This window comes from Sphingomonas sp. KC8 (assembly GCF_002151445.1).
Lineage (GTDB): Bacteria > Pseudomonadota > Alphaproteobacteria > Sphingomonadales > Sphingomonadaceae > Sphingomonas_E.
Map to the genome: position 1 here is coordinate 3,600,235 of NZ_CP016306.1, position 25,601 is coordinate 3,625,835.

The 25,601-nt window shown below is 64.3% G+C and carries 34 protein-coding genes and 1 tRNA gene; 23 read left to right on the forward strand and 12 right to left on the reverse strand.

Going from position 1 to position 25,601, the window contains the following annotated elements:
- Nucleotides 1-44 precede the first annotated feature (44 nt).
- The 5 genes from glmM to folP all read left to right on the forward strand — a co-directional run bounded on the left by glmM (nucleotide 45) and on the right by folP (nucleotide 5,417).
- The gene (gene glmM / locus KC8_RS17060; protein ID WP_010125850.1) at nucleotides 45-1,382 is read left to right on the forward strand and encodes a phosphoglucosamine mutase; all 1,338 of its coding nucleotides are present in this window, start codon (nucleotides 45-47) and stop codon (nucleotides 1,380-1,382) included.
- Nucleotides 1,379-2,212: a bifunctional hydroxymethylpyrimidine kinase/phosphomethylpyrimidine kinase gene (gene thiD, locus KC8_RS17065; protein ID WP_010125852.1), complete on the forward strand. Its 834-nt coding sequence runs from the start codon at nucleotides 1,379-1,381 to the stop codon at nucleotides 2,210-2,212. Before glmM ends, thiD begins: the two co-directional genes overlap by 4 nt.
- Nucleotides 2,209-2,832 (forward strand): ribonuclease HII, encoded by a 624-nt coding sequence (locus KC8_RS17070; protein WP_010125854.1) that lies wholly within the window; start codon nucleotides 2,209-2,211, stop codon nucleotides 2,830-2,832. Before thiD ends, KC8_RS17070 begins: the two co-directional genes overlap by 4 nt.
- Before the next feature lie 262 nt (nucleotides 2,833-3,094).
- Entirely contained in the window at nucleotides 3,095-4,243 is a 1,149-nt protein-coding gene (locus KC8_RS17075; protein ID WP_010125857.1) for a site-specific DNA-methyltransferase, read from the forward strand.
- A 61-nt stretch (nucleotides 4,244-4,304) separates the two neighbouring features.
- The gene (gene folP, locus KC8_RS17080) at nucleotides 4,305-5,417 is read left to right on the forward strand and encodes a dihydropteroate synthase (RefSeq protein WP_010125858.1); all 1,113 of its coding nucleotides are present in this window, start codon (nucleotides 4,305-4,307) and stop codon (nucleotides 5,415-5,417) included.
- Nucleotides 5,418-5,681: 264 nt separating this feature from the next.
- Here folP and KC8_RS17085 read toward each other — a convergent pair whose 3' ends face one another.
- Nucleotides 5,682-6,446 carry an SDR family NAD(P)-dependent oxidoreductase gene (locus KC8_RS17085; RefSeq protein ID WP_010125859.1) on the reverse strand — a complete coding sequence of 255 codons (765 nt, stop codon included), beginning with the start codon at nucleotides 6,444-6,446 and terminating at the stop codon, nucleotides 5,682-5,684.
- A gap of 32 nt (nucleotides 6,447-6,478) precedes the next feature.
- Nucleotides 6,479-7,897: a sigma-54-dependent transcriptional regulator gene (locus KC8_RS17090; RefSeq protein ID WP_010125860.1), complete on the reverse strand. Its 1,419-nt coding sequence runs from the start codon at nucleotides 7,895-7,897 to the stop codon at nucleotides 6,479-6,481.
- Between the two features lie 178 nt (nucleotides 7,898-8,075).
- On the opposite strand from KC8_RS17090, the gene KC8_RS17095 reads away from it, so the two are divergent.
- The 7 genes from KC8_RS17095 (at nucleotide 8,076) to KC8_RS17120 (ending at nucleotide 12,796) form a co-directional block, all read left to right on the forward strand.
- Nucleotides 8,076-8,213, forward strand: a complete 138-nt coding sequence (locus tag KC8_RS17095) for an aa3-type cytochrome c oxidase subunit IV (protein WP_010125861.1) — start codon at nucleotides 8,076-8,078, stop codon at nucleotides 8,211-8,213.
- Nucleotides 8,214-8,225: 12 nt separating this feature from the next.
- Nucleotides 8,226-9,353: an NAD(P) transhydrogenase subunit alpha gene (locus tag KC8_RS17100; protein ID WP_029624580.1), complete on the forward strand. Its 1,128-nt coding sequence runs from the start codon at nucleotides 8,226-8,228 to the stop codon at nucleotides 9,351-9,353.
- 116 nt (nucleotides 9,354-9,469) lie between these two features.
- A complete protein-coding gene (locus KC8_RS17105) occupies nucleotides 9,470-9,757 on the forward strand; it encodes an NAD(P) transhydrogenase subunit alpha (RefSeq protein ID WP_010125866.1) in 288 nt (95 codons plus the stop codon).
- A gap of 133 nt (nucleotides 9,758-9,890) precedes the next feature.
- The gene (locus tag KC8_RS17110) at nucleotides 9,891-11,357 is read left to right on the forward strand and encodes an NAD(P)(+) transhydrogenase (Re/Si-specific) subunit beta (protein WP_010125867.1); all 1,467 of its coding nucleotides are present in this window, start codon (nucleotides 9,891-9,893) and stop codon (nucleotides 11,355-11,357) included.
- 130 nt (nucleotides 11,358-11,487) lie between these two features.
- Nucleotides 11,488-11,655 carry a hypothetical protein gene (locus tag KC8_RS19975; protein WP_010125868.1) on the forward strand — a complete coding sequence of 56 codons (168 nt, stop codon included), beginning with the start codon at nucleotides 11,488-11,490 and terminating at the stop codon, nucleotides 11,653-11,655.
- Nucleotides 11,648-12,607: a winged helix DNA-binding protein gene (locus KC8_RS17115; RefSeq protein ID WP_010125869.1), complete on the forward strand. Its 960-nt coding sequence runs from the start codon at nucleotides 11,648-11,650 to the stop codon at nucleotides 12,605-12,607. The genes KC8_RS19975 and KC8_RS17115 overlap by 8 nt, the downstream gene beginning before the upstream one ends.
- 114 nt (nucleotides 12,608-12,721) lie before the next feature.
- Nucleotides 12,722-12,796, forward strand: a tRNA-Val gene (locus tag KC8_RS17120).
- Between the two features lie 25 nt (nucleotides 12,797-12,821).
- On the opposite strand, the gene KC8_RS17125 is transcribed toward KC8_RS17120, so the two are convergent.
- The 7 genes from KC8_RS17125 to KC8_RS17155 form a co-directional block, all read right to left on the reverse strand.
- Nucleotides 12,822-14,051: a tyrosine-type recombinase/integrase gene (locus tag KC8_RS17125; protein WP_010125871.1), complete on the reverse strand. Its 1,230-nt coding sequence runs from the start codon at nucleotides 14,049-14,051 to the stop codon at nucleotides 12,822-12,824.
- A 148-nt stretch (nucleotides 14,052-14,199) separates the two neighbouring features.
- Nucleotides 14,200-14,619, reverse strand: a complete 420-nt coding sequence (locus tag KC8_RS17130; protein WP_010125873.1) for a hypothetical protein — start codon at nucleotides 14,617-14,619, stop codon at nucleotides 14,200-14,202.
- A complete protein-coding gene (locus KC8_RS17135; RefSeq protein ID WP_010125874.1) occupies nucleotides 14,616-14,903 on the reverse strand; it encodes a hypothetical protein in 288 nt (95 codons plus the stop codon). Before KC8_RS17135 ends, KC8_RS17130 begins: the two co-directional genes overlap by 4 nt.
- The gene (locus tag KC8_RS17140) at nucleotides 14,900-15,391 is read right to left on the reverse strand and encodes a hypothetical protein (RefSeq protein WP_138956693.1); all 492 of its coding nucleotides are present in this window, start codon (nucleotides 15,389-15,391) and stop codon (nucleotides 14,900-14,902) included. The genes KC8_RS17135 and KC8_RS17140 overlap by 4 nt, the downstream gene beginning before the upstream one ends.
- Nucleotides 15,392-15,428: 37 nt before the next feature.
- Entirely contained in the window at nucleotides 15,429-16,034 is a 606-nt protein-coding gene (locus tag KC8_RS17145; protein WP_010125877.1) for a hypothetical protein, read from the reverse strand.
- The gene (locus KC8_RS17150; protein ID WP_010125878.1) at nucleotides 16,031-16,228 is read right to left on the reverse strand and encodes a hypothetical protein; all 198 of its coding nucleotides are present in this window, start codon (nucleotides 16,226-16,228) and stop codon (nucleotides 16,031-16,033) included. Before KC8_RS17150 ends, KC8_RS17145 begins: the two co-directional genes overlap by 4 nt.
- Entirely contained in the window at nucleotides 16,225-16,533 is a 309-nt protein-coding gene (locus KC8_RS17155; protein ID WP_010125879.1) for a hypothetical protein, read from the reverse strand. Before KC8_RS17155 ends, KC8_RS17150 begins: the two co-directional genes overlap by 4 nt.
- A gap of 133 nt (nucleotides 16,534-16,666) precedes the next feature.
- On the opposite strand from KC8_RS17155, the gene KC8_RS17160 reads away from it, so the two are divergent.
- On the forward strand, nucleotides 16,667-17,056 hold the full coding sequence (locus KC8_RS17160; protein ID WP_083831244.1) for an HIRAN domain-containing protein: 390 nt from the start codon (nucleotides 16,667-16,669) through the stop codon (nucleotides 17,054-17,056).
- Here KC8_RS17160 and KC8_RS17165 read toward each other — a convergent pair.
- From KC8_RS17165 to KC8_RS17175, 3 genes are all read right to left on the reverse strand, one after another.
- Nucleotides 17,049-17,648 carry a S24 family peptidase gene (locus tag KC8_RS17165; protein WP_232455565.1) on the reverse strand — a complete coding sequence of 200 codons (600 nt, stop codon included), beginning with the start codon at nucleotides 17,646-17,648 and terminating at the stop codon, nucleotides 17,049-17,051. The genes KC8_RS17160 and KC8_RS17165 overlap by 8 nt on opposite strands.
- Nucleotides 17,649-17,707: 59 nt before the next feature.
- The gene (locus KC8_RS20135) at nucleotides 17,708-17,929 is read right to left on the reverse strand and encodes a hypothetical protein (protein ID WP_158217677.1); all 222 of its coding nucleotides are present in this window, start codon (nucleotides 17,927-17,929) and stop codon (nucleotides 17,708-17,710) included.
- Nucleotides 17,930-18,336: 407 nt separating this feature from the next.
- On the reverse strand, nucleotides 18,337-18,567 hold the full coding sequence (locus KC8_RS17175; protein WP_010125882.1) for a hypothetical protein: 231 nt from the start codon (nucleotides 18,565-18,567) through the stop codon (nucleotides 18,337-18,339).
- Between the two features lie 85 nt (nucleotides 18,568-18,652).
- Between KC8_RS17175 and KC8_RS17180 the strand changes: the two genes are divergently transcribed.
- The 10 genes from KC8_RS17180 (at nucleotide 18,653) to KC8_RS17215 (ending at nucleotide 25,410) form a co-directional block, all read left to right on the forward strand.
- Nucleotides 18,653-19,144 carry a hypothetical protein gene (locus KC8_RS17180; protein WP_010125883.1) on the forward strand — a complete coding sequence of 164 codons (492 nt, stop codon included), beginning with the start codon at nucleotides 18,653-18,655 and terminating at the stop codon, nucleotides 19,142-19,144.
- On the forward strand, nucleotides 19,141-19,788 hold the full coding sequence (locus tag KC8_RS17185; RefSeq protein ID WP_010125884.1) for a hypothetical protein: 648 nt from the start codon (nucleotides 19,141-19,143) through the stop codon (nucleotides 19,786-19,788). The genes KC8_RS17180 and KC8_RS17185 overlap by 4 nt, the downstream gene beginning before the upstream one ends.
- A complete protein-coding gene (locus KC8_RS20550; RefSeq protein WP_257789632.1) occupies nucleotides 19,785-19,913 on the forward strand; it encodes a hypothetical protein in 129 nt (42 codons plus the stop codon). Before KC8_RS17185 ends, KC8_RS20550 begins: the two co-directional genes overlap by 4 nt.
- Nucleotides 19,910-20,404 (forward strand): hypothetical protein, encoded by a 495-nt coding sequence (locus KC8_RS17190; RefSeq protein WP_010125885.1) that lies wholly within the window; start codon nucleotides 19,910-19,912, stop codon nucleotides 20,402-20,404. Before KC8_RS20550 ends, KC8_RS17190 begins: the two co-directional genes overlap by 4 nt.
- A gap of 38 nt (nucleotides 20,405-20,442) precedes the next feature.
- On the forward strand, nucleotides 20,443-20,589 hold the full coding sequence (locus tag KC8_RS19980) for a hypothetical protein (protein WP_157663934.1): 147 nt from the start codon (nucleotides 20,443-20,445) through the stop codon (nucleotides 20,587-20,589).
- Entirely contained in the window at nucleotides 20,586-21,401 is an 816-nt protein-coding gene (locus KC8_RS17195; RefSeq protein ID WP_010125887.1) for a hypothetical protein, read from the forward strand. The genes KC8_RS19980 and KC8_RS17195 overlap by 4 nt, the downstream gene beginning before the upstream one ends.
- Nucleotides 21,398-22,060 carry a hypothetical protein gene (locus KC8_RS17200; RefSeq protein WP_010125889.1) on the forward strand — a complete coding sequence of 221 codons (663 nt, stop codon included), beginning with the start codon at nucleotides 21,398-21,400 and terminating at the stop codon, nucleotides 22,058-22,060. The genes KC8_RS17195 and KC8_RS17200 overlap by 4 nt, the downstream gene beginning before the upstream one ends.
- Before the next feature lie 86 nt (nucleotides 22,061-22,146).
- On the forward strand, nucleotides 22,147-23,388 hold the full coding sequence (locus KC8_RS17205; protein ID WP_257789647.1) for a CHC2 zinc finger domain-containing protein: 1,242 nt from the start codon (nucleotides 22,147-22,149) through the stop codon (nucleotides 23,386-23,388).
- Entirely contained in the window at nucleotides 23,385-23,807 is a 423-nt protein-coding gene (locus KC8_RS17210; RefSeq protein WP_010125891.1) for a GapR family DNA-binding domain-containing protein, read from the forward strand. Before KC8_RS17205 ends, KC8_RS17210 begins: the two co-directional genes overlap by 4 nt.
- A 4-nt stretch (nucleotides 23,808-23,811) precedes the next feature.
- Nucleotides 23,812-25,410 (forward strand): DNA primase family protein, encoded by a 1,599-nt coding sequence (locus KC8_RS17215; protein ID WP_010125892.1) that lies wholly within the window; start codon nucleotides 23,812-23,814, stop codon nucleotides 25,408-25,410.
- Nucleotides 25,411-25,601: the final 191 nt, after the last annotated feature.

Genomic DNA, 25,601 nt, shown 5'->3' on the forward strand with positions numbered 1-25,601 from the left:
ATAGATGATGGCTACGCCAGACACAGGCAGGAACGACGCGGCGCATGGCAAGGAAATATTTCGGGACGGACGGGATTCGCGGGCGCACCAACGAGGCGCCGATGACCCCGGAAATCGCCATGCGTGTCGGCCAGGCGGCGGGCGCGCATTTCGTGCGCGGCGAACATCGCCACCGCGTCGTCATCGGCAAGGATACCCGCCTTTCAGGATATATGATGGAATCCGCGCTGGTTGCCGGCTTCACCAGCGTGGGGATGGATGTGACGCTGGTCGGCCCGATGCCGACGCCGGCGGTGGCGCTGCTGACCCGATCGATGCGCGCGGATCTTGGCGTGATGATTTCCGCCAGCCACAACGCGTTCGCCGATAACGGCATCAAGCTGTTCGGCCCGGACGGCTACAAATTGTCCGACCGCGACGAAGAAGCGATCGAAGCGCTGATCGAGGCCGAACCCCAACTGGCGGCATCGGCGGCGATCGGCCGGGCGCGGCGGGTGGAAGATGCGCGTGGCCGCTATATCCACGCGGCCAAATCCAGCTTTCCCGAAGCCCTGAGCCTGGATGGCCTGCGCATCGTTGTCGATTGCGCGAACGGTGCGGCCTATCAGGTGGCGCCGGCCGCCTTGTGGGAGTTGGGCGCCGAGGTGATTGCGCTTGGCGTGGCGCCCGACGGCATCAACATCAACGCCAAATGCGGATCGACCGATCCGGCAGCCTTGATCGCCAAGGTGATCGAAACCCGCGCCGATATCGGCATCGCGCTGGATGGCGATGCCGACCGGCTGATCGTGGTCGACGATCGCGGCAATGTGGTGGATGGCGATCAGTTGATGGCGCTGATCGGCGCATCCTGGGCGCGCAAGGGCCTGTTGCGCGGCGGCGGTGTTGTCGCGACGGTGATGTCCAACCTTGGCCTGGAACGCTATCTGGGTGGGCATGGCCTGTCGCTGCACCGCACCGCCGTTGGCGATCGCCATGTGCTGGAAGCGATGCGTGCGCAGGGCTTTAACGTGGGTGGCGAACAATCGGGCCACATCATCCTGACCGACCATGCGACGACCGGCGACGGGCTGGTGGCGGCGTTGCAGGTGCTGGCTGAGCTGGTGGAATCGGGGCGGCCGGCATCCGAACTGCTGCGCCAGTTCGAACCGTTGCCGCAATTGCTGAAGAATGTCCGCTTCAAGGGCGGCGCGCCGCTGGAGCAGGATGCGGTGAAGCGCGCGATTGCCGATGCCGAAGCGCGGCTGAACGGCACCGGAAGGCTGGTCATCCGCAAATCGGGCACCGAACCGTTGATCCGGGTGATGGCCGAAGGCGAGGATGAAACGCTGGTGGAAGCCGTGGTCGACAGCATCTGCGAGGCGGTTAAGGCGGCGCTATGAGCATCGCGCGTATCCTGATTATCGCCGGATCGGATTCGGGCGGGGGGGCTGGCATTCAGGCCGATATCCGCACCGTGACGATGCTGGGCGGCCACCCGATGACCGCGATCACCGCGATCACCGCGCAAAATACGCTGGGGGTGACGGGCGTCCATGCCGTGCCGGTGGATATGGTGCTGGCGCAGATCGATGCGGTGGCAAGCGATATCGGCGTGGACGCGGTGAAGATCGGGATGATCGGATCGGCCGAGACGGCGAATGCGGTGGCCGACCGGCTGGAGGCGATGGGCGACGTACCGATCATCTTCGATCCGGTGATGATCGCCACAAGCGGCGCGGTGCTGGCGGATGCCGCGACGACCGGCGCGTTCGCCCGGTTGATGAAGATCGCGACGGTAACGACGCCGAACGCGCCCGAACTGGCGGCGCTGACCGGGCGGAGCGTGACGACCATGGCCGAGGCCGAGGCGGCGGCGATGGCGCTGTTTCAGGCGCATGGCTGCGCGGTATTGGCCAAGGGCGGGCATGTGCCGCCGACGGTGCGCGACGGCCGGGCGCTGGTGGGAGACCTGCTGGTCCACGAAGGCGCGGTCGTCGAATATTGGAATGCGTGGATCGAAACGCGCAACAGCCATGGCACCGGCTGCACGCTGGCGAGCGGGATCGCGGCCGGGTTGGCGACCGGGTTGGCGCTGCAACTGGCGGTCGATCGTGCGCGCGATTATCTGCGCGCGGCGCTCGCTGCCGCGCCGGGGCTGGGCGCGGGGCACGGGCCGCTGGGCCATGCGCTGGGCCGGGTGCCATTCGACGTGATGACCGGGATGGCATGACCAGCAAGCGCGTGGTGAAGGCCGGGCCGTCCTTCGATCTGGAACTGGCGCATGCCGGGCCGGTGATCGGGGTGGATGAAGCGGGCCGGGGGCCGCTGGCGGGGCCGGTGGTGGCGGCCGCCGTGATCCTTGATCGCGGCCGCGTGCCCGATGGCATCAACGATTCCAAGAAACTGAGCGAAAAGGCCCGCGCGCGGATCTGCGCCGATATTCGGGCTGTGGCGCAGGTTGGCGTCGGCATCGCCACCGTCGCGGAGATCGACGAGATCAACATATTGTGGGCGACGATGCTGGCGATGGAACGCGCGGTGGCGGCCCTTGCCGTTGCGCCGGGGATGGTGCTGGTGGATGGCAATCGCTGTCCGCGCTGGGATCATCCGGCCCAGGCGGTGATCGGTGGCGACGCCAAGTGCCTGTCGATCGCGGCGGCATCGATCATCGCCAAGGAAACGCGCGATGCGATGATGGTGGAATATGACCGGCAATATCCCGGCTATGGCTGGGCATCGAACAAGGGCTATGGATCGCGCCAGCATATGGATGGGCTGGCGCGGCTGGGGCCGACGCCGATCCACCGGCGCAGTTTTGCGCCGGTCGCGCAACGGCTGCTCGACCTGTGAATGCTGCCGGCCGTGGGGCCGGTGATGTCTGAAGCGGGGCATTTTTTGCGGTGCCGCAAAATTTTTATGCGACGGTGAGTCCCACCGGGCACACCACAAGCGGTTGAGTCGCTGGTTAACGGTCGACTCAACATAAGGTGGCAGACTCCTTTCGTTCCGCCGTGATAAGGTGCGGTTTCAGGTTCGACCGCCAAGGTGCTGATCTTGACCGCGGAGTCCGGCTGACTCATCCCTGTGAGCCAATATAGCAGGGGAAGTATCGATGGCGGTTGTGCAACATATTCAGCGCAAGAAGGCGGCTGCGGCCTCGGTGGCCCGGCCGAAGCTGACGATGTTGCCGTTCGAAACGATCATCCAGGGCGATTGCATCGAGGCGATGAAGGGCCTGCCCGATCGTTCGATCGACATGATCTTTGCCGATCCGCCCTATAATCTGCAGCTGGGCGGCGATCTGTTCCGGCCCGAGGGCAGCCGCGTGGACGCGGTGGACGATGATTGGGACAAGTTCGACAGCAATGCCGCTTATGACGCCTTCACCAAGGCGTGGCTGCGCGAGGCGCGCCGCGTGCTGAAGGATGACGGCACGATCTGGGTGATCGGCAGCTATCACAACATCTTCCGCGTGGGCGCGGCGTTGCAGGACGAAGGCTTCTGGATCCTGAACGATATCGTCTGGCGCAAGGCGAACCCGATGCCCAATTTCAAGGGCACCCGCTTCACCAACGCGCATGAAACGATGATCTGGTGTTCGAAGAGCGAAAAAGCGCGCTACACCTTCAACTATCGCACGATGAAGGCGCTGAACGACGATTTGCAGATGCGGTCCGACTGGTCGCTGCCGATCTGTTCGGGGGGCGAACGGCTGAAGGATGATGACGGCCATAAATCGCACCCGACGCAGAAGCCCGAAGCGCTGCTCTATCGCGTGATGCTGGCGTCGACCGAGCCGGGCGATATCGTGCTCGATCCGTTTTTCGGCACCGGCACCACCGGGGCGGTCGCCCGCCGCCTGAAGCGCCGCTGGATCGGCATCGAACGCGAGACGAAATATGTGAACGTCGCCCGCGCGCGGATCAATTCCACGCTGCCGCTGGATGAAAGCGCGATGACGCTGATCCCCGAGAAGAAGGGCCAGCCGCGCGTGGCGTTCGGCCTGCTCGTCGAACTGGGGCTGATCGATCCGGGGACGACATTGACCGATTCCAAGCGCCGCTGGACGGCCGAGGTGAAGGCCGATGGCACGCTGGCGCTGATCGATGGATCGGCCGCCGGATCGATCCACAAGCTGGGGTCGACCGTGCAGGGCGCGCCATCGTGCAACGGCTGGAGTTTCTGGCACTATGAGGAGGCGGGCAAGCTGGTCGAGATCGATACGCTGCGCCAGCGCCATCTGGCCGCGACAGGGGCCTGATCTTTCGCCCGTCATGCTTGAAACAGGTTCGGGATGACGGGCAAAGCGCTATGAGGGCGGCATGATCGATATTCCGGCTGCCGCCCGCCTCTATTTCCGCCCGACCGCTTTTGTGGCCGCGCCGTTCGATCGCGACGGACAGGTGCTGCGGCTGGCGGGCGGGATGCTGTGGTTCGCCGCCTTCGATGTGATCGCGGTGGATGGCGGGCGCCGGGTCGCGGACAGGCTGGTGCCGGTCGAGCGGCTGGACGGCTTCATCGCCGGGCTTTCGGAGGTGCAAGCGATGGCGGCGCGGGCCACCATTGCGCGGATCACCAGCCCGCGCGTGGCCCTGCAACTGGGCGAACGGATCGTGCGGCTCGATCAGCCGCAGGTGATGGCGATCCTGAACATGACGCCCGACAGTTTTTCCGATGGCGGCAAGCATGGCGACGATCCGGCGGCCGCGGCCGACGCGGGGGTGGCGATGGCGGCGCTGGGGGCGGCGATCATCGATGTCGGCGGGGAATCGACCCGGCCCAAGGCAGCCACCATATGGGAAGGCGACGAGATCGCCCGGACCGCGCCGGTGATCGAACGGCTGGCGCGCAGCGGCACCGCGATCGCGATCGACACACGCAAGGCCGGGGTGATGGAAGCCGCGCTTTCGGCGGGCGCGCATATCGTCAACGATGTGTCGGCGCTGCTGTGGGATGACCGATCGGCCGAAGTGGTGGCGAAGGCCGGCTGCCCGATCGTGCTGATGCACCATCAGGGCGATCCGCAGACGATGCAGGATGATCCGCGCTACGCCGATGCGCTGATCGAGGTGTATGACTGGCTGGAAGCACGGATCGCAGCGGCTGAAGCCGCCGGCATCGCGCGCGACCGGATCATCGTCGATCCGGGCATCGGTTTCGGCAAGGCGGTGCGCCACAATCTGGCGATCCTGAACGGCCTGGCGCTGTTCCACGGCCTTGGCTGTCCGATCCTGCTGGGCGCGAGCCGCAAGCGGCTGATCGGCGCACTGGCCGACGAAGCCCCGGTCGATCGCCGGCTGGGCGGGTCGCTGGCGCTGGCGCTGGCGGGGGCGAATGCCGGCGTGCAACTGATCCGCGTCCATGATGTGGCGGAAACCGTGCAGGCGCTGAAAATCTGGCGCGGAATGCGCGACGAGGCGCTCAGTCCGGTTTGAGGGGGGGGTAGTATGGGTGGAAAGCAGTCATAGCTTTTCCTCGTCACCCCGGACTTGTTCCGGGGTCCACCGTCAAGCGGACACCATCGCTAGCGGTTCAAGTCCCAGCGGCACCGCCAAATTAGTCCATGACGGATTGCCCCGCTCGATCATCACCGTTCACGTTTGTGGTACGGTGGACCCCGGAACAAGTCCGGGGTGACGAGAGGGTAGACGCATAAAGTGACCGCTTTGGCGGCGCTTCCCGTCATCTCCGCCCAACCTTCACAACATATACCCGCCATCGCTGACGAAGGTGGTACCTGTCACCGTGGCGCAGGCATCGGACAGCAGGAACGCGATCTGGCCGGCGATTTCGTCCGCCGTGGCGTAGCGGCCAAGCGGGGTGGCGATGCCGGCCATGGCGGCGAAGGCGGCGGCTTCGCTGCCTTTCGCTGCGACGAGATCGTTGAAGAAGGCGGTTTCGCGCCAGATCGGGGTTTCGACGCCGCCGGGCGCGATCGTGTTGACCCGGATGCGGTTGGCAGCCCCTTCCTTGGCGGCGACGCGGGCCAGTTGGAGGACGCCGGCCTTGGACGCGGCATAAGCGGCGATGCCGGGTTCGGCCTTTAACCCAGCGGCCGAGGCCGTGAGGACGATCGAGCCGCCAGATTGGCGTGCCTCCATCGCCCGCATCGCGGCGCGCAAGGACAGGAACGCCCCATCGAGATTGACGGCGAGGATGCGGCGCCATTCGGCATAATCCAGCGTGGTGATCGCGCCGGACCCGGCGACCCCGGCATTGATGACGGCATGATCGATCCCGGCAAGCGCGGGGCCAAGATGATCCCAATAGGCTTCGTCGGCGACATCGCCGGGGACGAGTTCGAGTTCGGGGCCGGCAAGGCCGCCAGCCGCGCTGGCAAGGCCCGCGCGATCCCGATCGCACAGGATCAGCCGCGATGCGCCCTGTTCGGCGAGCAGCCGGGCGGTGGCGAGGCCAATGCCCGAGGCGGCGCCGGTGACAAGGGCGGTGCGTTTGGCGAACATGGGCCTGAGCATAGCCCGATCGGCGATTTTTGTCAGGCGGCGTGATCGATGCCGAGTTCGCCGAGTTTGCGGTACAGCGTCGACCGGCCGATGCCGAGGCGGCGGGCGACTTCCGTCATCCGGCCGCGATAATGGCCGATGGCGAGGCGGATGACATCGGCCTCGATCGCTTCGAGCGAACGCATATGGCCGTTGGCTTCGAACAAGGTGACGCCGCCGGCGTTGGGCAGCGACTGGGCCGATGCCTGCGCGGGTACGGCAGCCTCATAAGCGATCTGCGGGAAATCGGTGACGGTGAGCGCATCGCCGTCGCACAGCACCGCGGCGCGGAACAGCGCATTCTGCAACTGGCGGACATTGCCCGGCCACGGATAGGTCATCAGCAGTTTGAGCGCATCATCGGTGATGCCAAGCCCGCGCAGGCCCGGCTGCTGGGCGATTCGCGCAAGCAGATGCCGCGCGAGCGCCGGAACATCGGCGGGCCGCTGGCGTAGCGGCGGGATCGTCACCTGGACGACGTTGAGCCGATAATACAGGTCTTCGCGGAAGCGGCCGGCGGCCACCTCGTCGGCCAGCGTGCGGTTGGTGGCGGCGATCACCCGGACATCGACATGGCGGGTGCTGCGGCCGCCGATCGGCTGGATTTCCCCGGTCTGGAGGACGCGCAATAATTTCACCTGCGCATCGAACGGCAATTCGCCGACTTCATCGAGGAACAATGTGCCGCCATCGGCATCCTGGAACTTGCCGATATGGCGATCGAATGCGCCGGTAAACGCGCCCTTTTCATGACCGAACAATTCGGATTCGACGAGGTTGGCGGAAATCGCCCCGCAATTGACCGCAACGAGCGGACGACGCGCGCGCGGAGAGGCCGCGTGAATCGCCTGCGCCACGACTTCCTTGCCGACGCCGCTTTCGCCTTCGAGCAACACGGGCACGCGGGCGCGGGCGGCCTTGGCGGCGATGGCGAGCGCGGCCCGAAATTCGGGCGCGGAGCCGACGATTTCATCGAACGCCAACTGATCGCTGATCTTTTCGGCCATCGGACGCAATTCGCGAATCTGGCCATTGGTACGGGCAGCGGCATCGAGCGCGGCGAGCAGGCGATCGGGCGCGATCGGCTTGACCAGGAAATCGGTGGCGCCCGCGCGCATGGCCTGGACTGCGGCGGCAACCGAGGTGCGCGCCGTCAGCATCACGATGGGCAAAGTGGGGTAGGCGCGGCGGATCATCGCGACGGTATCGCCGCCATTTGCTTCGGGTGCCCAGCAATCGAGCAGCACGATATCGATGGGTGCTGTGGTATCCGCGATCAGGGACAAGGCGGTCACGCCATCGCGCGCGGTGAACGTGCGCCAGCCTGCCCGGCCGGCAATTGCCGAAACCAGCCGACCCTGCGCAGGCTCGTCATCAATCAGCAGCAGCGCGCGTGTCGCTTCCCGCCCCATTTCGTTCCCCTGGCCCAAAGGGTTAAATAGCCGTTCGGACGCAAATATGCCAGTTTGGTAAAGCTACGCTTAAGCGGCCACGAACGTTGCGTGAGGCGGATCATGCGGCTTAAGGCTTGAGACTGGGGGGCTGCGGCGTTATGGCGCAACCCGATCTTGCACCCTTGGGGGACATAAAATGGCGAAAAATAACGACGCCAAGAACGATTTGAAGGCACATGAGGGGACTTATGGCGGATTCCTTTCGCTGCTGAAAATTGGCACGATTGCGACCGCGCTCGTCGCCGCGCTCGTCGTCTATCTGATCGCCAACTAAGCAGTGGCGGGCGTGAAGATCGCGGTCCTCAAGGAGACCGCAGCGGGTGAACCCCGTGTTGCCGCGACACCGGAAACGGTGAAGAAGTTCATTGCGCTGGGCGCGACGATGGCTGTCGAAGCCGGGGCCGGCGTTGGCGCGTCGATCGCCGATGCCGATTATGCCGCCGCTGGCGCCACCGTCGGTGATCGGGCGAGCGTGCTGAAGGATGCCGATATCCTGCTGGGCGTGCAGGGGCCGGAACCGGCCTCGCTCGCTGGCGTGAAGGCGGGAGCCTGGCTGGCCGCGGGTCTCAACCCGTTTGGCGAGCGTGCCCGCGTCGATGCCTATGCGGCCGCGAACGTCGAAGCGCTGGCGATGGAATTCATGCCGCGCATCACCCGTGCGCAATCGATGGATATCCTGTCGTCGCAGTCGAACCTCGCCGGCTACAAGGCGGTTGTGGATGCGGCGTCGGTCTATGGCCGGGCTTTCCCGATGATGATGACGGCGGCCGGCACGGTTTCGGCCGCGCGCGCCTTCATCATGGGGGTCGGCGTCGCCGGCCTTCAGGCGATCGCCACCGCGCGCCGCCTGGGCGCGCAGGTTTCGGCCACCGACGTTCGTTCGGCGACCAAGGAACAGATCATGTCGCTCGGCGCCAAGCCGATCTTCGTGGAAAATGTTGCCGGCATCGAAGGCGAAGGTTCGGGCGGTTATGCCACCGAAATGTCGCCGGAATACCAGAAGGCGCAGGCCGAACTGGTTTCGGGCCACCTGGCCAAGCAGGATATCGTGATCACCACGGCGCTGATCCCGGGGCGGCCCGCGCCGCGCCTGATCAGCGATGCGCAGATCGCGACGATGCGGCCGGGCAGCGTGATCATCGATCTTGCGGTGGAAGCCGGCGGCAACGTCGAAGGCGCCGTCGCCGGGGAAATCGTCGAGAAGCATGGCGTGAAGATCGTCGGCTTCAAGAACGTCCCCGGCCGCCTGGCGGCGGACGCGTCCGCGCTGTTCTCGCGCAACCTCTATAATTTCCTGTCCGCTTTCTGGGACAAGGACAAGGGCGGCCCGGTGCTGCCCGACGAGGACGAGATCACGCAGGCCGTGCGTTTGACGCAGGGCGGCAAGGTCGTGAACCAGCGGTTGCTGGCTTAAGGAACGGGAGCGTCCCCCCGGCGTGATCGTCGGGGGCTTGTGAAGCAGGCACGTCTGGCCTGCGCAAGGTGCCGGCAACGATCGGCAGGGCGACAACAAGGCGAAGGGGACTACCCATGGACTTCATATCGATCCTGTCGATCTTCGTGCTGGCCTGCTTCGTGGGCTATTACGTCGTCTGGTCGGTGACGCCGGCGCTGCACACGCCGCTGATGGCCGTCACCAACGCGATTTCGTCTGTCATCATCGTCGGCGCGCTGATTGCGGCAGCGGCGACCGAGGCACCGGGCGCCAAATGGCTGGGCCTGATCGCGGTCGCCCTGGCCAGCGTCAACATCTTCGGGGGCTTTGCCGTCACCGAACGCATGCTGGCGATGTACAAGAAGAAAGAGAAGAAGGGCTGAGGCCCGCCTTTTCGGATAATCAACGTCGCCCCGGCGCTAACCGGGGCCAGGTTCGCCCTCCTTGCCCGGTTTTCCGGGCGCAGTGAGGGCCAGGCTCCCGTCCAGGCGGGGTCGACGAGGGGGAATGAAACAGATGAACGAAGCCGCCACCAATGTAGCGCACGCCGCGGCCGAGCACATTGCCGTGCCGAGCTGGGCGGCGCTCGCCTACCTCGTATCGGGCGTGTTGTTCATCCTGGCGCTGCGCGGGCTTTCCAGCCCGACCAGTTCGCGCCGGGGCAACCGTTTCGGCATGATCGGCATGCTGATCGCCGTGGTCACCACGCTGGTCCTGCATGATACCGGGCTGATCGAAATCGCCATCGCCATCGCCATCGGCGGCGGCATCGGCTATGTCGTCGCCAAGCGCATCGCCATGACCGCGATGCCGCAACTCGTGGCCGCCTTCCACTCGCTCGTCGGCCTGGCCGCCGTGCTGGTGGCCGCCGCCGCTTACCTCAACCCGGTCGCGTTCGGCATTGCTTCGCCCGATGTGGTCGATGCGGTTGGCCGCCCGCTGATCCATATGGTCAGCCGGGTCGAAATGGGCCTTGGCATCGCCATCGGCGCGATCACCTTCTCGGGTTCGGTCATCGCCTTCCTGAAGCTGAATGGTAACATGAGCGGCAAGCCGATCATGCTGCCGGCCCGCCACCTCATCAACCTCGGCACGCTGGCCGGTATCCTTGGTCTGGTGGCCTATTTCCTGACCGATCAGGCGCCGTGGGTGTTCTGGACGGTGACGGCGCTGTCGTTCCTGATCGGCTTCCTGCTGATCATCCCGATCGGCGGCGCGGACATGCCGGTCGTCGTGTCGATGCTGAACAGCTATTCGGGCTGGGCCGCCGCGGCGATGGGCTTCACGCTCCACAACACCGCGATGATCGTGACGGGTGCGCTGGTCGGTTCGTCGGGTGCGATCCTGAGCTACATCATGTGCAAGGCGATGAACCGCAGCTTCATTTCGGTGATCGCGGGCGGCTTCGGTGCCGAAGCAGCCTCCTCGGGCGGTGGCGACAAGGTCGACCGTCCGTGGAAGCGCGGTTCGGCTGAAGACGCGGCGTTCCTGATGAAGCAGGCCGAACAGGTGATCATCGTTCCGGGTTACGGCATGGCGGTTGCCCAGGCACAGCATGCGCTGCGCGAAATGGGCGACCTGCTGAAGGCCGAAGGCGTGAAGGTGAAATACGCCATTCACCCCGTCGCCGGCCGTATGCCGGGCCACATGAACGTGCTGCTGGCCGAAGCTTCGGTGCCGTATGACGAGGTGTTCGAGCTGGAAGACATCAACAGCGAGTTCGCGCAGTCCGACGTGGCCTTCGTGATCGGCGCCAACGACGTCACCAACCCGGCGGCCAAGACCGACAAGACCTCGCCGATCTACGGGATGCCCGTGCTCGACGTGGAAAAGGCCAAGACCGTGCTGTTCGTGAAGCGTTCGATGGGCGGGGTCGGCTATGCCGGCGTCGACAACGACGTGTTCTACATGGACAACACCATGATGCTGCTCGCCGACGCCAAGAAGATGGTCGACGACATCGTCAAGGCGATGGCCCACTAAAAGACGAAACGACCCGCCGGCGTCCGACGACGCCGGCGGTGCCGCGACAGCCGGGCGGGATCGCCGCTGTTGCTGGCCCGGAGCGGCCGACGCTGCCCGACCCCCTTGCTGATGGCCGTTGGCGCTACTGATGCGCCTGATCGCGGGGAAATCGCACCAAAATGATCGGCCCGTTTTGGCGACAAAAATGGCGGGGTGCGCCGATTTCCGAAAGCCTGTCGTAAAATATCCCCCAAAATGGATGCAGGTCGTCCTTGAACTGTCCGGAATGATGCGGGATTTCATCAATTATGGATGATGCCATCGATACCGGGCCGGGCCAGGCCGTTCACGCCAACGTTGCTTATGGCGCGCCGGCGATGTTGATCCTCGCCGATCAGGCCGACAAGGCCGCGACGATGGAAAATGCCGCGCGCGCGCTTGGGCTGGCGATAACCGGCGTTCTCGGGGTCGATGACGGGATCGCGCGGATTGCGGCGGGCACCAAAGTGGACGCGGTGGTGATGGCGCTGGCCGAAGAAGGCAGTTGCGCCGATCGGGGGATCGAGATGCTGGCGGCGGCCGCGCGGCGCGGGGCTTTCCGGTCGGCGATGATGGTGCCGCACCGCTTGCTCGATCTGGCCGCAGCGCGGGCCGATCATGACGATATCATGCTCTTGTGCGAACCCGGCGCGACCGAACTGGTGACGGCGTTTGCCCTGCTGGTGGCGCCCCCGGCGGCGCGCGTGCAGGATAGCGGCAGTCCTTTGCTCTACCCGCAATTGCAGGAACTGAGCGAGCAGATGAGCCAGATTGCGCGGGCGCTGGCCAGCATGTCGAACGGGCAGGGCGCCCCCCAAATATTCCACCCCCCGGTCCGCCGGTTGGATGTCGGTGTGGCGCCGGCCCGTTCGGGTGGTGGCGACGTCGATTCCGCGCATGTCCGGGCGATCATCCGCGGGCGCCGGCTGCGCGACAGCTATTTCCCGGCGGACCTATTTGCGGACCCCGCCTGGGATATGCTGCTCGACCTGGTGGCTGCGCGGCTGGAAGGGCGCGACGTGGCGGTATCGAGCCTGTGCATCGCGGCGGCGGTTCCGCCGACAACGGCGCTGCGCTGGATCAAATCGCTGACCGAAGCCGGGGTGTTCATCCGCGTGGCCGATCCGCACGATGGCCGGCGCGTGTTCATCACCCTGTCGGATGCGACGGCGGACGCGATGCTGAATTATCTGGCGGCGGCGCAGCGCATGGCCAGCCCGGTCGCCTGAACGGAGCGCCGGCAGCAAGCGACAGGCGGCATTTCTGCCGGATATCGCGCCGAAGTGCGATTGGTGGTTGGCGAATGCGAAAAGCGCGCTAAAAGGCGCGAGCTTCGGCAGGTTGGGCGGTTAGCTCAGCGGTAGAGCGTCTCGTTTACACCGAGAATGCCGGGGGTTCGAAACCCTCACCGCCCACCATTCCGAACCCCAAGAAGGCCAGCATTTACGCCGCTTTCGTCTTATCCCGCTTAATGACTGCCACCGGATTGTTGCCGGTTTTGGTCCGCAAATGGTCCGCACGCCAGAGCTTTGCCTCTGCCTCAACCTCGCGGAAAATCTTGGTCAGCATGGCCTTTGCCTCCTTCAGGAAGTTGGGGTCGTACTTGGCATAGACCGCCGTCGTGCGGTTCATGCCGACGTGCCCGAGCAGTCCGCTGATCTGGATGTGGGGGACGCCGCGCCGCAGCAGCTCGGTTGCGATCGTGTGGCGGATTGTCTTCGGGACGATGTTCTCCGGCAGGTCAAGAGCGCGGCGCATGGTGCGCCATTGGGTGCGGCGCGCTTTGGCGATGACGTGCGGGGCTTTCTTCCAGGCATCCAGAATCGGTTTCATTGGCGCGATCTGCGGCACGACCGGATTGCGCTTCTTCGTGCGCGGCCAGTGGGGCGGGTGCATATCGAGCAGATCACCGATCCACTGGTCGGCCGGGTTGAAGGCAAGGCACGCGTCGGGGCGCGAGCCGGTGGCGATCATCAATTGAACCCAACGGCGCATTTCGATTTCGTCCCAGACAAATCCAAGAATGGCCCCAAGCTGCTGGATCGTCAGCCGCACGTCGCGGGCGGGCGACCGAAACGCCTGTTTCACCGATGGCACCTTGGGTGCGTAGGGGATGCGGCCATGTAGTGCGGCATGGTTGAGGGCAGCGCGCAGGTCATCAAGGTTGCGCTGGACGCTCTCGCCGCGCACGCCTGTCGATGCGTGTTCGTAATCCTTGTCTTTCCAAGGCACCGAAAAGTTGTGCGCGCCCATGCGCCAGCGGCGGAATCGTTCGAATACCTGGGGGTTGAGATCGGCGATCGTTGCGCCGGGGCCGATTTCGTCCTGAAGCATGAAACCGATGAAGATGCGGAGTGATCCGGCGATCGTGGCGGCACCCTTGCCGCCGTTCGCATACTGACCATGTTCGTCATAGTAGAGGAACAGTTGCGGCACGATCAGCGCCGCGTCGGCCGGTTGCGCTTTCTTGGCGTTCTGTTTTTCGACGTGCGCGATGATAACGGCTTTGGCACCGTTGGGACCCTCTAACGCATCCGTGCGAGTGCTGCGATAGATGACCGATCGAGACTTGGGCGAATAGCTGGCGAGTTGCCAGATATCCGGGGATTGGCCGTCGCGGCGCTTGTCGAGCCAGAAGTCGCCATAGATGAAGGGGGAAGTTTCGCGCGACACCGTTCTGCAAGCTCCTTTGTGCTGGCCTGGGTAATCTGATCGATGGTGCCGAACTCCGCTAGCACCAGCATTTCTTCGAGGGAGAGCTTCACCCCGGTTTCGTTGCGGAGTGCGCGGTGGAGCTTCCGCGCAAGGCTCTGAAGATCACTCATCCTGCGCACCTCCTCAAATTCCCGCCTCGATCGTATTTATCCCACCTGACAGCCACCCGCGCTTTGATCGCCTCGCACGACAAGTCTTTGCCGGCGGCCGTCTGGCACCAAGCCGTCACGCGCTTGTGGCTCTTGCCCGTGGCTGTGCAGGTCAGCCGCACAGGCCGCGCGAACCAAAGCTGGCCGTTGATCGACGTGTCCTCGCTGGCCGGCTTGGCTCCCATGATGCGCGCCATGGTGCGGCGCTGCTTTCGCGGGTCGCCGGCTACACACGGCTGGTTCTGCCGACATGAACCATCCATTTCGGTCGCACCGATCCCCTGAAGACGTACTTTCTGGCCGCCCTTGCAATGGATCGGGCCGTCTACGTCATGCAGAGCGATCGCGAGGCATGTGAATGTGGCGAGGGCGATCAAGGGGTGGTCTCCAGATATACGCGAACAGCAAGGCCGAACCTGTCGATCCAATAGCCACGACCGCGAAGCTCTCCAGTGTCTTCGTCGATCAGGCACCCAAAATCGCAACACCCCTCGGTGCGCAGTTCGCGAAACGCTTCCCTGGCTTCGATCGATGGGATGCTAAGCGCGGTAGACATATGTCCGGGGCCTTTCCCCCAGTACTCATCGAGTTCAAACAAGATTGCTCGTGCGGATTTCGACAGCCCCGCCGCGATCTGCGCAATTTCGGTTGTGTCGATCATGCAGCCTCCGCGATGTTGGGGTTCGGCCGGCGGACGCCGGCGGCGATGTTGATGCTGGCGATGAAGAGGTGGCCGAGGGGCCGGCGCTCCCACCACAGGAGGGTTTCGACCAGTTCGGCATATTCGGCGGCGTAGACGAACGCGGCGACCTGCTTTTTGTGCGCGCTGAACCATCCGGTTTCCGCCAGGTGGTGCAGTTCGCCAAGGTCGCCGACGTAACGTTGCGCCAGTTTGGGCATTTTCTGTCCGGCTTTGCCGGCGCGCAGCCGGGTGCGGGTGACGGCGTCTTCCAGCGTCGTCACCTTTTCAGCCTTCGTCGCAGCCGGGGCTACGGCGCGAGGCTGAAGGGTGCGCACATGGTGCCAGTCGGCCTCGATCGCAGCGGCGATGCGGATGCCGGTGGCGGCATCGGCCGCCGTGAGCGTGCCTTTGGCAACATGCGCGGGATATTGGGTGGCGCGCTGGGCGTGCAGATCGGTGGCGATCATGGCGAGCGCGTCCGTTCGATAGGCCCAGCGGGGCGCCTCAGATGCCATTGCGGGCATGAGCCAGTTTCAGCGTCGGGCGCTGGTGCGGAGCCTTGGCAGCAGCCGGCGCTTCCGCATCGGCGATAGCGATCAGATCCTGACCGATCTGGCGGCACGCGCCCGGCGTGAGCAGGAGCGTGATGCCCTCTTCCTCATAGCCTTCGGCCGGACGCAGACCGCCGAGCATGTCGATCAGGATCGAGCCGCCCGCCCATTTGGGCCGGGCATAAGCGATGCGGACGCCGGCATGCAAGTAGGTGGCGATCCGTTCGCCGGCTTCGTCGTGGCCGCAATAGACATAGCCTGTCGCGTCGGGCGCATTGATGGCCAGCGGGATGGCGGGGATGCCGGCTTGCATTGCGGCCTGTTCCAGCGCGACCTTGGCATCCTCGATCGCGACTAGGCGGGCATGCGGGAGGGCTCCCCGGATGGCTTCGGGATGTTCGGTGGTGAGCACCAGCGAATTGGGACGGAGGACCCACCCAGCCACCAGATCGCTGATCGTCCACCCATCGACGATATTATCGCAGCCGAAATGCGCCTTCAGCGCTTCGGCGCGGCGGGTTTTGCCGGATGCCTGCGGGCCGTGAACGACGGTGATCATGCGCGGCCCTCCGCCTTGGCGATGGCGGCGCGGAGGCCACGCCAAGCCGCAGCCATGTCGTCGGACCAGTGGGGATCGTCCGGCGAGGAGCCGTCATTCGACCACATCGTATCGACGGCCTTGGCAGCGATCAGGAGGTCGTCAGCCGCATCGAGCAAATTGCGGGCAGCTTGCGCGATGGAAGGCGCGCTCATGCGGCACCGCCGATGCGGACGTCGCGCATCAGGGCGCTGTGCGACCGGGGCATCAGCGTGATCGGAACCACCTTCGGATCGGTGGCGCGGGCGGCGGCGACGGCGGCGAGGATATCGCGGCCGTGCTGTTCGGCGTCGTCGAGATCGCACAGGCTGCTGCCGACAGTGCGGCCGGCGTGATCAAGATAAGTGAGCGTTATCCCGGCAAGGACCTTATTCGTGCGGCCGACAAAGGCGCGCATGCGAACGTCGGTGACGATGGGAATGTGGTTGCTGCTGATCGGCTGCGCGTAAGCGTCTGCCATGGGTGCCTCCCGTTGTGTGAACGGGAGGGGTGTAGTGTGATACATCACACTTCGTCAATCGAAAAAGGTGTGCCTTGTCACACCTATCTTGCCTACCCTGCTTCCTCCCTCCAATTTCGAATTCGGAGGGGCAATGAGCAAAATTTATCCAGTAGGCGTGGTTGGTGAACGGAATTACCAGGCTTCGATTGGTCGATGTCGCGCGGGGGAACGCGTCTACATCTGTCACGAGCCAGACAATCCGTACGATGATATGGCGCTAAAGGTCGAAACGGCAGGTGGCGAGACGATCGGATACATCGCCCGATCAAGCTGGTTGCGAGACGCGATCCATGAACAAGGTCGGGGCGCAACGGCTACGATATTCAATATCGCAGCAGGTGACACCGGTTTGCTTGGTGTTGTGTTGCACGTCACGTTGACGGATGACGATATCCGCGAACGATCTTATGAAGCTGCACCGATCGAAAAGGCGCAGAATTCAGGAGGGCTAGGGGGATTTGTTCGCCGTCTGCTTAGATGACGGACAGGCGGTTCCGGGCAAAGCGCGGCAAGATAAAGACGACCGGCGTTGCCCATTCCACCTCGACATCCTCAATGTCTGCAGCGTTTAGCGATCGCAATGTGAACCGGCCGGGCCGCGAGCCTTTGGCTAAAAGCTTGAGGTAGGTTTCGCCGGTCACCAATCGAACTGCGCAATATTCACCGATGTAAGCGGGCAGGACGCCGTCATGAAGTCGCTGAATATAGATGACATCGCCGTCCGAGAATTTTGGAAGCATTGAGTCGCCGGAAACCTCCAGTGCTTCGAGCTTTCCGCCGATGTTGGGTGGACGCATCACTGTCTGATCGCTGCGGGTGTCTTCGAAGATAATTGTTCCGCCTGCCCCGATCCGCCCAGCCAAAGGCACCTCATCTACGCCCATCAAATCTTCAAGCGAGCATTCGAGCGCGTCAGCCAATTTGTTCAGAGTGCTGAATTTTATGTCGGCACTGGTTGGGTCGAGGATGTCGCGAACCGCAGTTTCACCCAATCCCGCCGCCCTGGCCAACGGCTTGGCTTTGATATCTTTTCGGGACATCGCGCGGCGAATCGCCTCGCGGATGCGCTCCATTTCGTCCGGTCCTTGCATGTGTGTTATATCACACGCTGCCGCAACGAGCGGAAGAAAGGTCAAATCACACCTTGACGGTGTGACATATCACACCTTATCAACGCCGCATGGCTACGCTCCTTGATGATATCGAAGCCTTTCTGGCTCGACATGAAATGGCTCCTTCGACGTTTGGCGCCGCTATCGGTGATCGGCATTTCGTGCGGCAGGTGCGCAATGGTCGGCGCGTATGGCCGACGACGGAAGCGCGTGTCCGTTCGAAGATGGCGGAGTTCGATCATGAAGCCGCCAATACCGCCGATCGTTCCGCGTCCGCATCTGGAAAGGCGGACGAAATTTCCAGCGCGCCCGACGATGGAGCCGCGCCCTGCCCTTTTCGGGCGAAGGCGGCGTGAGCGGGTGGCGGCGCATTCTTCACATATTGGGGATCATGGCATGAGCGACGCCAACGGCGCGGTCTATTCGCGCGAGATCGTGGACGGTTTTCTGGCTGAATGTGTCGAACCGGGCAGTCGCATTGCGGTTTCACGGCTGCATGCAGTGCTGGTCCAGTGGATGAACGAGCGTGGCATGCAGCCCCTCTCATGCAAGGGTTTCACCGCTGCCATGCGGTCACGCGGTTTTCAGGCCGTTCCCGGTAAGGAGCGGCCCGCGAGTAGCATCGTGCTTGTATGGCCGGGGATCGCCCTTAAGGCTGAGGTAGCCGCTCGCCTGTCGCAGACATGTGATGCAGCGAATATGCTTCGGCAAAATAACGGCGACGTGCTTCGGGCGGTAGTTGCTCGGTGTGCAGTTGCAGAAAATCCTGCGCTTCATCGAGCGTGCAATTCAGATCGTCATTCGAGATCCACGCCAGCAGCTCGCCAATCATCTGGGCCTGCGCGCGGACTGCGAGGCGCAGCTCTTCGATTTCGCTCATTGTTTTCCTTTCGTCCGTTGGGTCGCACCGGGACGATAGCCGAAGGGGGCGCCGCCGCAAACGGCGTCCCCGGAGGACGGGCGGCATGACGCTGACCCCGGAGAAGATCGCGCTGAAGCGCGCGACGGGCGAGATGATCAAGGGTGTCGGCGGGTTCGACGTGGCGGCGCTGCATTGCCGGGTCGGCAAGTCGCGGCTGGCGCAGCAGGCGGATGTCCGCAACCCCGACAATGCCGACCAGTTCGTGGCGATCGACGTTGTGCAGGATCTGGAACCGCTGGCGCGGGGCCGGGGCGGCTGGCCGCATGTGCTGCGCGAAATGGCGTCGGCGGCGGGGTTCGATCTGGTCGAGCGGCTGACGGCCGAGCCGGACGGCGACGACTGGCACGAGCGGATGGCCGAACTGGCTGACCATAGTTCGGCCATCACGATCGGCCTGTGCGCCGCGCTGAAGGGCGACCGCGCCGTCACGGCCGATGAAATTCAGAAATTCGATCTCGTTGGCCAGACCGACGAACTGATCGCGCACCTCGTTCGGCTGCGCGCGATGCTGTTGATGGTGGAGGGGACACGATGACCAACCGTTACACGCTGCCCGTGCGTCATGATCGCATGACGGCGATCGACCTGTGCCTGACCGAAGGCGAGAATTGCGGGCAGCCGGTTTCGCGATCGTCGTTGAACAACGGCGCGGAGGCGCTGGCGACATGGTTGTTGGCCAATGCCGCCAGCAAGGCCGTTGTGGCGGGCGAAGGGCCGTTGATGATGGGTTCGGCGATCCGGCGCTTGCTGTGTGGCGCGATCGGGCCGAGCGAGATGCTTGCGGATCAGATTGCCCAGATGTCGGGCGGTGCCGTGCTGCCGAAACTGTGGGAATTGGCGCTGCCGGTGGACGATGTTGACTGGTGGGCGGCGGCAACTCCGCCTGTTCTGCCGGAAACTCCCGTCTGGTTCGGCTATGATCCCGGTTCGTGCGTCCACTATGATCCGGGTTCGATCGACGGCAATCCATCCGTGGATCGTCCTGCCGTGCTGGGCGAAACGCCGCCGGGGCCGTTGTTCGGTTGCGTTCCGCCGACGCGGACCTGCCCCTATTATGAAGTGCATGGGCTGGGGCTGGCGTTCCGCCTCGATCCTGCGGGGGCGGGTGCGCTGTATGGTGCGTTGGGTGATGCGCTTGCGCGTTCGGGTGGGCTGCCGGTGCTTGAGGCCGCTGAATGAGCGCGCCGCCGCCGGTGCACGGCAATGATCCCTTTCGCGTCGCCGGGTTGGTGGTGATCCTGATTTCGCTGGCGTTCGGCCTGCTGACCGGGGCGGCCAAAGCCGTCGCATGGGTGCTGGCATGAGCGCGCGGGCGGCACCCCAGACCGCGATCTGGGTGGAAAGCGTCGAGGTGGTCGATAGCTGGGCGCGCCGCGCGAAGGCCGGCGACGACCTGATCTATGCGCATGGGCCGGACCTGCCGCGCATCGCCGGCACGTTGCGGGTGCAGCAGCTGGTCGGCCGTGGGATCGTGCATCCCTATTGCCGGCGGGCTGACGGTGGCGTGGATTTCATCGCGCGGTTGCTGCGTCCGGTGCCGGCGACGCGGGGCGACGCCTTTCTGGGCGCGGATGCCCGGGCGGTGCTGGATTATCTGCGGTGCACTGTGCGGCCGGGCCAGTCGATGCCAACCGGTGCTGCCATCGCGATGGACCTTGGCCTGCGCACTGAGGGGCAGGCGAACAATCTGCTGCACCGGCTGAAACGGCTGGGGCTGATCGACTGGCGGCTGTCCGCCGGGCGGAATCATGAACCTGCGCGGCGTGTGCTGGCGCAGATGGGGGCGATGGTATGAGCGCGGGGAGCAATGCACCTGAGCGTTTGGACGCGGCCATGCCAGCGATCCGCGAAGCGGTGATCAGCACGCTGCCGGCAGCCAATGCCGAATGGCTGGTGCGCATGCGCGGCGGGCAGTTCGACAGCGGGCCGTTGATGGTGGCGGCTATCGCGGCGTGGGCCGTTGGGGCGGGTGTGGAATGACCGACCGTCCCATCCTGTTTTCCGCGCCGATGGTTCGCGCGCTGCTCGACGGACGCAAGACGCAGACGCGGCGGATCATGAAGGTCCAGCCGCCGAAGAACGAGGATTTCCCCGGCTCCTATTTCGGCGTCGGCCGGAAGGTGGCTGATGGCGTGAAGTGGCATAGTCTGAACGACTATCCCCGCCTGCCCAAGCACCCCACGAAATGGGATCTAGATGGCAGCGTCGGCGTGGCGCGCATCGCGGGGTTTCCGATGGAGTATGACGCGCGTTTCGCCATCGGAGATCGCCTGTGGGTGAAGGAGACGTGGCAGGTCGGCATGTCGGACGACGGCCCCTGCGTGGCGCTCAGGGCGAATGATGACCGCGTCTATCCCGAATTCACTGGCCGGGACGAAGGCGCAGGGCCGTCTTTCGATTATGAGGCGCATCCCGCCAAGGCGTGGCGCCACGGGCATTGGATCGCCGATGTTGAGGCGCGCGGACCGTGGAGTTCACCGCTGCACATGCCGCGATGGGCCAGCCGCCTCACGCTGATCGTCACCGACGTGCGCGTTGAGCGGTTGCAGGACATCAGTGAGGCGGATGCGATCGCGGAGGGGATTTGGCGCGACACCATTCCAGATGGGATTATCCCGGGCGGCAACACGTCTTTCGGATTTTCTGGCTATAGCGGCTTTCCCACCGCCGTCTCAGCTTACCAATGCCTCTGGAATCACATCAACGGCCCCGACGCATGGGACGCGAACCCGTGGGTTGTCGCGGTGTCGTTCCGCGTCGAGCGCCGCAATATCGATCGGGTGGCCGCGTGACGACTTCGCTGCTGCCCAGCGAACCCCGGCTTGCACGGGATGTTCCGCGCGGATTTGGCGCTGCGGTGGCAGGCTGCAAGGGCGCGTTGTCGTCAAGCCCACGCGAGGCCAATGACTATTATCCGACGCCGGCTGAAGTCACCCGCGCGCTCATCGGCCGTTGTGGCCATGCGATGCGGGCGGCCGGGCCGCTGATCTGGGAGCCGTGCGGGCGCGGCGGAGCGATGACGCGCGAGCTGGTCGCGGCCGGATTTCCGGTGACCGCGAGCGATATCGTGGCCGATCCGGACAATGATGTTGCCGCGCTCGACCTGCTGACCGCCAAGCGGCGGCGTGCCGATGTCGTCGTCACCAACCCGCCTTTCGCGCTGGCCCCGGCGATGATCGCCCATCTGCTAGGCGACCTTGGCGTGCGCTGGATGGCGATGGTGCTGAAATCGACCTTCTGGCACCCGCGCGATCGGGCGCAGCTTTGGCGGCTGTATCGTCCATCGCGCATTCTGGCTTTGACCTGGCGCCCCGATTTCATGGAGCGCGGCGCGCCGACGATGGATGTCATCTGGACGATCTGGGATCGATCGGCGCCATCGGCCCATTGCAGTTTCGAGCGGCTCGATCGGCCGGATGACCGACCTTCATTGTTCGGGGACGCGGCATGACTGATTCGTCCCCGCCCTAGTCCCTTTTCATCATTGCCAGCCCACCTGAACCCGATCGCCGGGAGGAATTCGTGTCGCCATCGTCCATGCCACCGCGATTGCAAGACAGGATCGATGCGGTGCGTGAAGCGGCCGATATCGAGGCCCTGATTGGCCGTGTCGTGAAGCTCGGCAAGGGCCGCAATCCGCGCGGGCAATGCCCGTTCCACGGATCAACGTCGGATAGTTTTTCGGTTTCGGCTGAGCCGAAGCGCGGCAACATGCCGTTCGCCCATTGCTTCGGGTGCGGGTGGCACGGCGACGTGATCAAGTTCGTCGCAGATTATCACGGAATTCCGTTCATCGAAGCGCTGACCCGGCTGGAGCAAGATCACGGCATCGACGGATTGAGCGCGGCCCCGGTGCGGCGGGAGAAGACACTTCAGAGCCGGAGGCGTGACGATCGTGAATATGTCGGTTCGCTGGCCATGGGGCAGGCGATCTGGCGGATGGCGATGTCAGCGCCCGATCAAATCCGCATCTATTTAATGGCGCGGGGAATACCGGCGTCGATGCTGGGCGACGAACGCCTGCAGGATATCCGATTTGCCGCACTTGCGCCGATCGCCGCGTGGCCGGCCGAAGATGGCCCTGATCGCGTGCCGAAGGCGCCGGCCATGGTGGCGCTGGTGCGACGGCCGATCATCGACGGCGGTGCGGTAACGGGTTTTGAGCCGATGGGCCTGCACGTCACCTATCTCGCGCCCGACCTTCGCGCAAAAATGGTTCGCAAGCGGCGGGACGGCAGCCTTTATCCCGATCGCAAGATGCTGGGCGGAGCGCTGGGCGGATGCGTTCTGCTCGGTCGTTATGATCCGACGGTGCCCCTGTATGCGGGCGAGGGAAATGAAACCGTATTGTCGGGCATGGCAGTCGCGGGTGCGCCCGCCGAGGCGTGCGGCATCGCCACCCTTAGCCTGGACAATCTGCAAGGCGGTTGGCTGACGCGCCGCGATGGCGCGTTGCCGCTCTACGACATTCGCGCCGACCGTGAGCGGCCGGCGCTGATCCTGCCGCATCAGGGACCAGTCGTTGGGCTGATTGACGCCGATATGGCGCCGCTGCGCGGCCCGATCGACCGGGCGACTGGCGAACATATGGGTGTGCTGGTGGCCGACGAGCGCCATGCAAACGCCGTGCGGAGGCCGATCGGCCCGGCGGAACGCGCCCGGATCTGCGCCGAACTGTTCGTGCAAAACTGGCGTCAGGCCGGGTGTCGCCCGGTGAGCGCCATGCGCCCTCCAATGGGACGAGATTTCAACGATGTAGTGAGGGAGGAGCAACCATGACAGATGGCGTCGATAGCGGCCATAGCAAAACGTTGCTGGTGGGATTTGTAAAGCGGGTCAAATCGTTAGCCGACGAGATCGGCGACTTGCAGACCGACATCAGCGAGGTGTGCAAGGAAGCCAAAACGGCTGGGTTCGACAGCACGAAAATCCGCGAAGTCGTGAGCTGGCTGCGCAAAGTTGACAAGCATGGCCGCGAGAAGATGGATGAATCCGAGGCCATCTTCGATCTGTACCGCAGCGTCGCCGACGGCGGCGCCGTGAAGCTGGACGAGATGATGGACAGCGCCCGCGACCGCGCATTGCTCAAAATGTTCGCAGGCGAGGATCAGATCGAAAAGAAGCTTGATAAGCGGCGGCAAACCATGCGCGCCGCCCTGGCAATGGCGCAGGCGGCGAAATCCGCCCGCGACGCGTGACGCCATGACCGATCAGATTATTCCCATCACCATTGCGGACCCGCTGGTCACCGCCTGGCTCGACACGTCCGATTTCGGCAATGGCAAACGGCTGATGGCGGTGGCGGCCGGTCGCCTGCTGTGGATTGAGGATGCCCAGACATGGGCTTTCCACGACGGTTGGCGCTGGTCGATCGAGCGTGGCGCGATCGAGGCGCAGCGGCTCGCCCACAAGGTGATCGAGCATATCGACCGCGAGGCGGTCGCGCTGGGCGAGATTGCTGAAAACTCCATTGCGCTCAAGGATCGCGTCGGCGCCTGGTGTACCCCCGAGATTGCAACCAAACGTGTCGAAACCCTCCGTGGACATGCCGTGCGATCAGGCAGTGCGGGTATGACATCGGGGATGCTGAAGCAGGCCCGGTCGTTCCTGGCCGCGCGCCTTGAGGATTTCGACAAGAATCCGCTGATTTACAACACGCTCAACGCAACCCTGCGGTTCATCGAGGTGGATGGGCGCTGGATCGTAAAGCCCAGCCCGCATGATCCAGCGGATATGCTGATGCAGGTCGCAAACGTCGAATATCAGCCCGATGCGGATTGCCCATTCTGGGAAGGGCGATTGCAGATGCTGACCCCTGACCCCGAGCAGCTGACCGCGTTCAAGCTGCTGTACGGCTATTCATTGACCGGCCTTACCTCGGACCAGGCGTTCTACGTTCATCAGGGCAAGGGCGGTGACGGCAAGAGCATGACGCACCAGACCCTCGCCAACATTCATGGCGACTATTACCGGCATGCTGGCGTCAAAACCTTCCTGCAAGGCCGTGATGGCGGTGGGGCTGAACATCGATCCGATCTGGTGCGGCTGAAAGGCGACATTCGCTTTGTCACCTGCGACGAACCGAAATCGCGATCGGTGTGGGATGGCGAGACGATCAAGCAGGTAACGGGCAGTCTCATCACCGCCCGTGGCGCCAATGAACGTACGGAAATCACCTATAGGCCGCGCTTCAAGATGCATGTGGAGTGCAACATCATTCCGCGTGCGCCGAGCGACGACAAAGGCTTCCGCCGTCGCTTCAAGCTATATCAGTGGCGCGTTTCGCTGGATGATACGACGCAGGGCGCTTTGCCGCCCGACGTGGTGCTGGCGAAGCTGGATGAGGAAAAATCAGGTATCCTCAACTGGTTGATCGCTGGTGCCTGCGAATGGCTGGTTGCCCGCAAAATACCTCAGCCAACGGCCATGACGGAAGTGCTTTCAGACTTCTGGGCGGATTCCAGTCCATTGCTCGAATGGATGAGCGAGTGGTGCGATACGACCGACGCCGACGACAAGGAATCCTCCAAGGCTCTGTACGACCATTTCAAACAATGGTGCGAGGATGGCGGTCGCGAACAGGTGATGACCTCGACCGCGTTTGGCCGAGCACTGCGCGACAAGCAGCATGCCGTCGTCAAGGATCATAAGGGCGTGCGTTGGCGCAAGGGGATCAAGCTTCGCACGCACGGCATCTTCGCGCCGGGCGCAACCGCTGGTCCTTTACCGGCCGAGGCCGATCAAGCGCCCGAACCCGCCGTCCCGATTGATCCATTTGACGAGGATGACCTGCCGCCATGACCCGATCGAGTGCGCGCATGCCAACCACAACATGTGGTGACGGCGGGTTACGGACAGTTGCTTCAAACCCGCCGTAAAAGCGGCCCGGCGAGCGCGAGGGGAATACGGGTCGAGGCGCGAGCGGGACGAAACGGCGGGTTTGAAGCCGGAAAACGGCGGGATGAACGAGAACTCGCCGTCATCGAAAAGCG

What these genes read in the sequence shown, in the direction of transcription:
- glmM (WP_010125850.1), top strand. Translation starts at nt 45, where the DNA reads ATGGCAAGGAAATATTTCGGGACGGACGGGATTCGCGGGCGCACCAAC.
- thiD (WP_010125852.1), top strand. Translation starts at nt 1,379, where the DNA reads ATGAGCATCGCGCGTATCCTGATTATCGCCGGATCGGATTCGGGCGGG.
- KC8_RS17070 (WP_010125854.1), top strand. Translation starts at nt 2,209, where the DNA reads ATGACCAGCAAGCGCGTGGTGAAGGCCGGGCCGTCCTTCGATCTGGAA.
- KC8_RS17075 (WP_010125857.1), top strand. Translation starts at nt 3,095, where the DNA reads ATGGCGGTTGTGCAACATATTCAGCGCAAGAAGGCGGCTGCGGCCTCG.
- folP (WP_010125858.1), top strand. Translation starts at nt 4,305, where the DNA reads ATGATCGATATTCCGGCTGCCGCCCGCCTCTATTTCCGCCCGACCGCT.
- KC8_RS17085 (WP_010125859.1), bottom strand. Translation starts at nt 6,446, where the DNA reads ATGTTCGCCAAACGCACCGCCCTTGTCACCGGCGCCGCCTCGGGCATT.
- KC8_RS17090 (WP_010125860.1), bottom strand. Translation starts at nt 7,897, where the DNA reads ATGGGGCGGGAAGCGACACGCGCGCTGCTGCTGATTGATGACGAGCCT.
- KC8_RS17095 (WP_010125861.1), top strand. Translation starts at nt 8,076, where the DNA reads ATGGCGAAAAATAACGACGCCAAGAACGATTTGAAGGCACATGAGGGG.
- KC8_RS17105 (WP_010125866.1), top strand. Translation starts at nt 9,470, where the DNA reads ATGGACTTCATATCGATCCTGTCGATCTTCGTGCTGGCCTGCTTCGTG.
- KC8_RS17110 (WP_010125867.1), top strand. Translation starts at nt 9,891, where the DNA reads ATGAACGAAGCCGCCACCAATGTAGCGCACGCCGCGGCCGAGCACATT.
- KC8_RS19975 (WP_010125868.1), top strand. Translation starts at nt 11,488, where the DNA reads ATGCGCCTGATCGCGGGGAAATCGCACCAAAATGATCGGCCCGTTTTG.
- KC8_RS17115 (WP_010125869.1), top strand. Translation starts at nt 11,648, where the DNA reads ATGGATGATGCCATCGATACCGGGCCGGGCCAGGCCGTTCACGCCAAC.
- KC8_RS17135 (WP_010125874.1), bottom strand. Translation starts at nt 14,903, where the DNA reads ATGATCGACACAACCGAAATTGCGCAGATCGCGGCGGGGCTGTCGAAA.
- KC8_RS17140 (WP_138956693.1), bottom strand. Translation starts at nt 15,391, where the DNA reads ATGATCGCCACCGATCTGCACGCCCAGCGCGCCACCCAATATCCCGCG.
- KC8_RS17145 (WP_010125877.1), bottom strand. Translation starts at nt 16,034, where the DNA reads ATGATCACCGTCGTTCACGGCCCGCAGGCATCCGGCAAAACCCGCCGC.
- KC8_RS17150 (WP_010125878.1), bottom strand. Translation starts at nt 16,228, where the DNA reads ATGAGCGCGCCTTCCATCGCGCAAGCTGCCCGCAATTTGCTCGATGCG.
- KC8_RS17155 (WP_010125879.1), bottom strand. Translation starts at nt 16,533, where the DNA reads ATGGCAGACGCTTACGCGCAGCCGATCAGCAGCAACCACATTCCCATC.
- KC8_RS17160 (WP_083831244.1), top strand. Translation starts at nt 16,667, where the DNA reads ATGAGCAAAATTTATCCAGTAGGCGTGGTTGGTGAACGGAATTACCAG.
- KC8_RS17165 (WP_232455565.1), bottom strand. Translation starts at nt 17,648, where the DNA reads ATGGAGCGCATCCGCGAGGCGATTCGCCGCGCGATGTCCCGAAAAGAT.
- KC8_RS20135 (WP_158217677.1), bottom strand. Translation starts at nt 17,929, where the DNA reads ATGATCGAACTCCGCCATCTTCGAACGGACACGCGCTTCCGTCGTCGG.
- KC8_RS17175 (WP_010125882.1), bottom strand. Translation starts at nt 18,567, where the DNA reads ATGAGCGAAATCGAAGAGCTGCGCCTCGCAGTCCGCGCGCAGGCCCAG.
- KC8_RS17180 (WP_010125883.1), top strand. Translation starts at nt 18,653, where the DNA reads ATGACGCTGACCCCGGAGAAGATCGCGCTGAAGCGCGCGACGGGCGAG.
- KC8_RS17185 (WP_010125884.1), top strand. Translation starts at nt 19,141, where the DNA reads ATGACCAACCGTTACACGCTGCCCGTGCGTCATGATCGCATGACGGCG.
- KC8_RS20550 (WP_257789632.1), top strand. Translation starts at nt 19,785, where the DNA reads ATGAGCGCGCCGCCGCCGGTGCACGGCAATGATCCCTTTCGCGTCGCC.
- KC8_RS17190 (WP_010125885.1), top strand. Translation starts at nt 19,910, where the DNA reads ATGAGCGCGCGGGCGGCACCCCAGACCGCGATCTGGGTGGAAAGCGTC.
- KC8_RS19980 (WP_157663934.1), top strand. Translation starts at nt 20,443, where the DNA reads ATGCCAGCGATCCGCGAAGCGGTGATCAGCACGCTGCCGGCAGCCAAT.
- KC8_RS17195 (WP_010125887.1), top strand. Translation starts at nt 20,586, where the DNA reads ATGACCGACCGTCCCATCCTGTTTTCCGCGCCGATGGTTCGCGCGCTG.
- KC8_RS17205 (WP_257789647.1), top strand. Translation starts at nt 22,147, where the DNA reads ATGCCACCGCGATTGCAAGACAGGATCGATGCGGTGCGTGAAGCGGCC.
- KC8_RS17210 (WP_010125891.1), top strand. Translation starts at nt 23,385, where the DNA reads ATGACAGATGGCGTCGATAGCGGCCATAGCAAAACGTTGCTGGTGGGA.
- KC8_RS17215 (WP_010125892.1), top strand. Translation starts at nt 23,812, where the DNA reads ATGACCGATCAGATTATTCCCATCACCATTGCGGACCCGCTGGTCACC.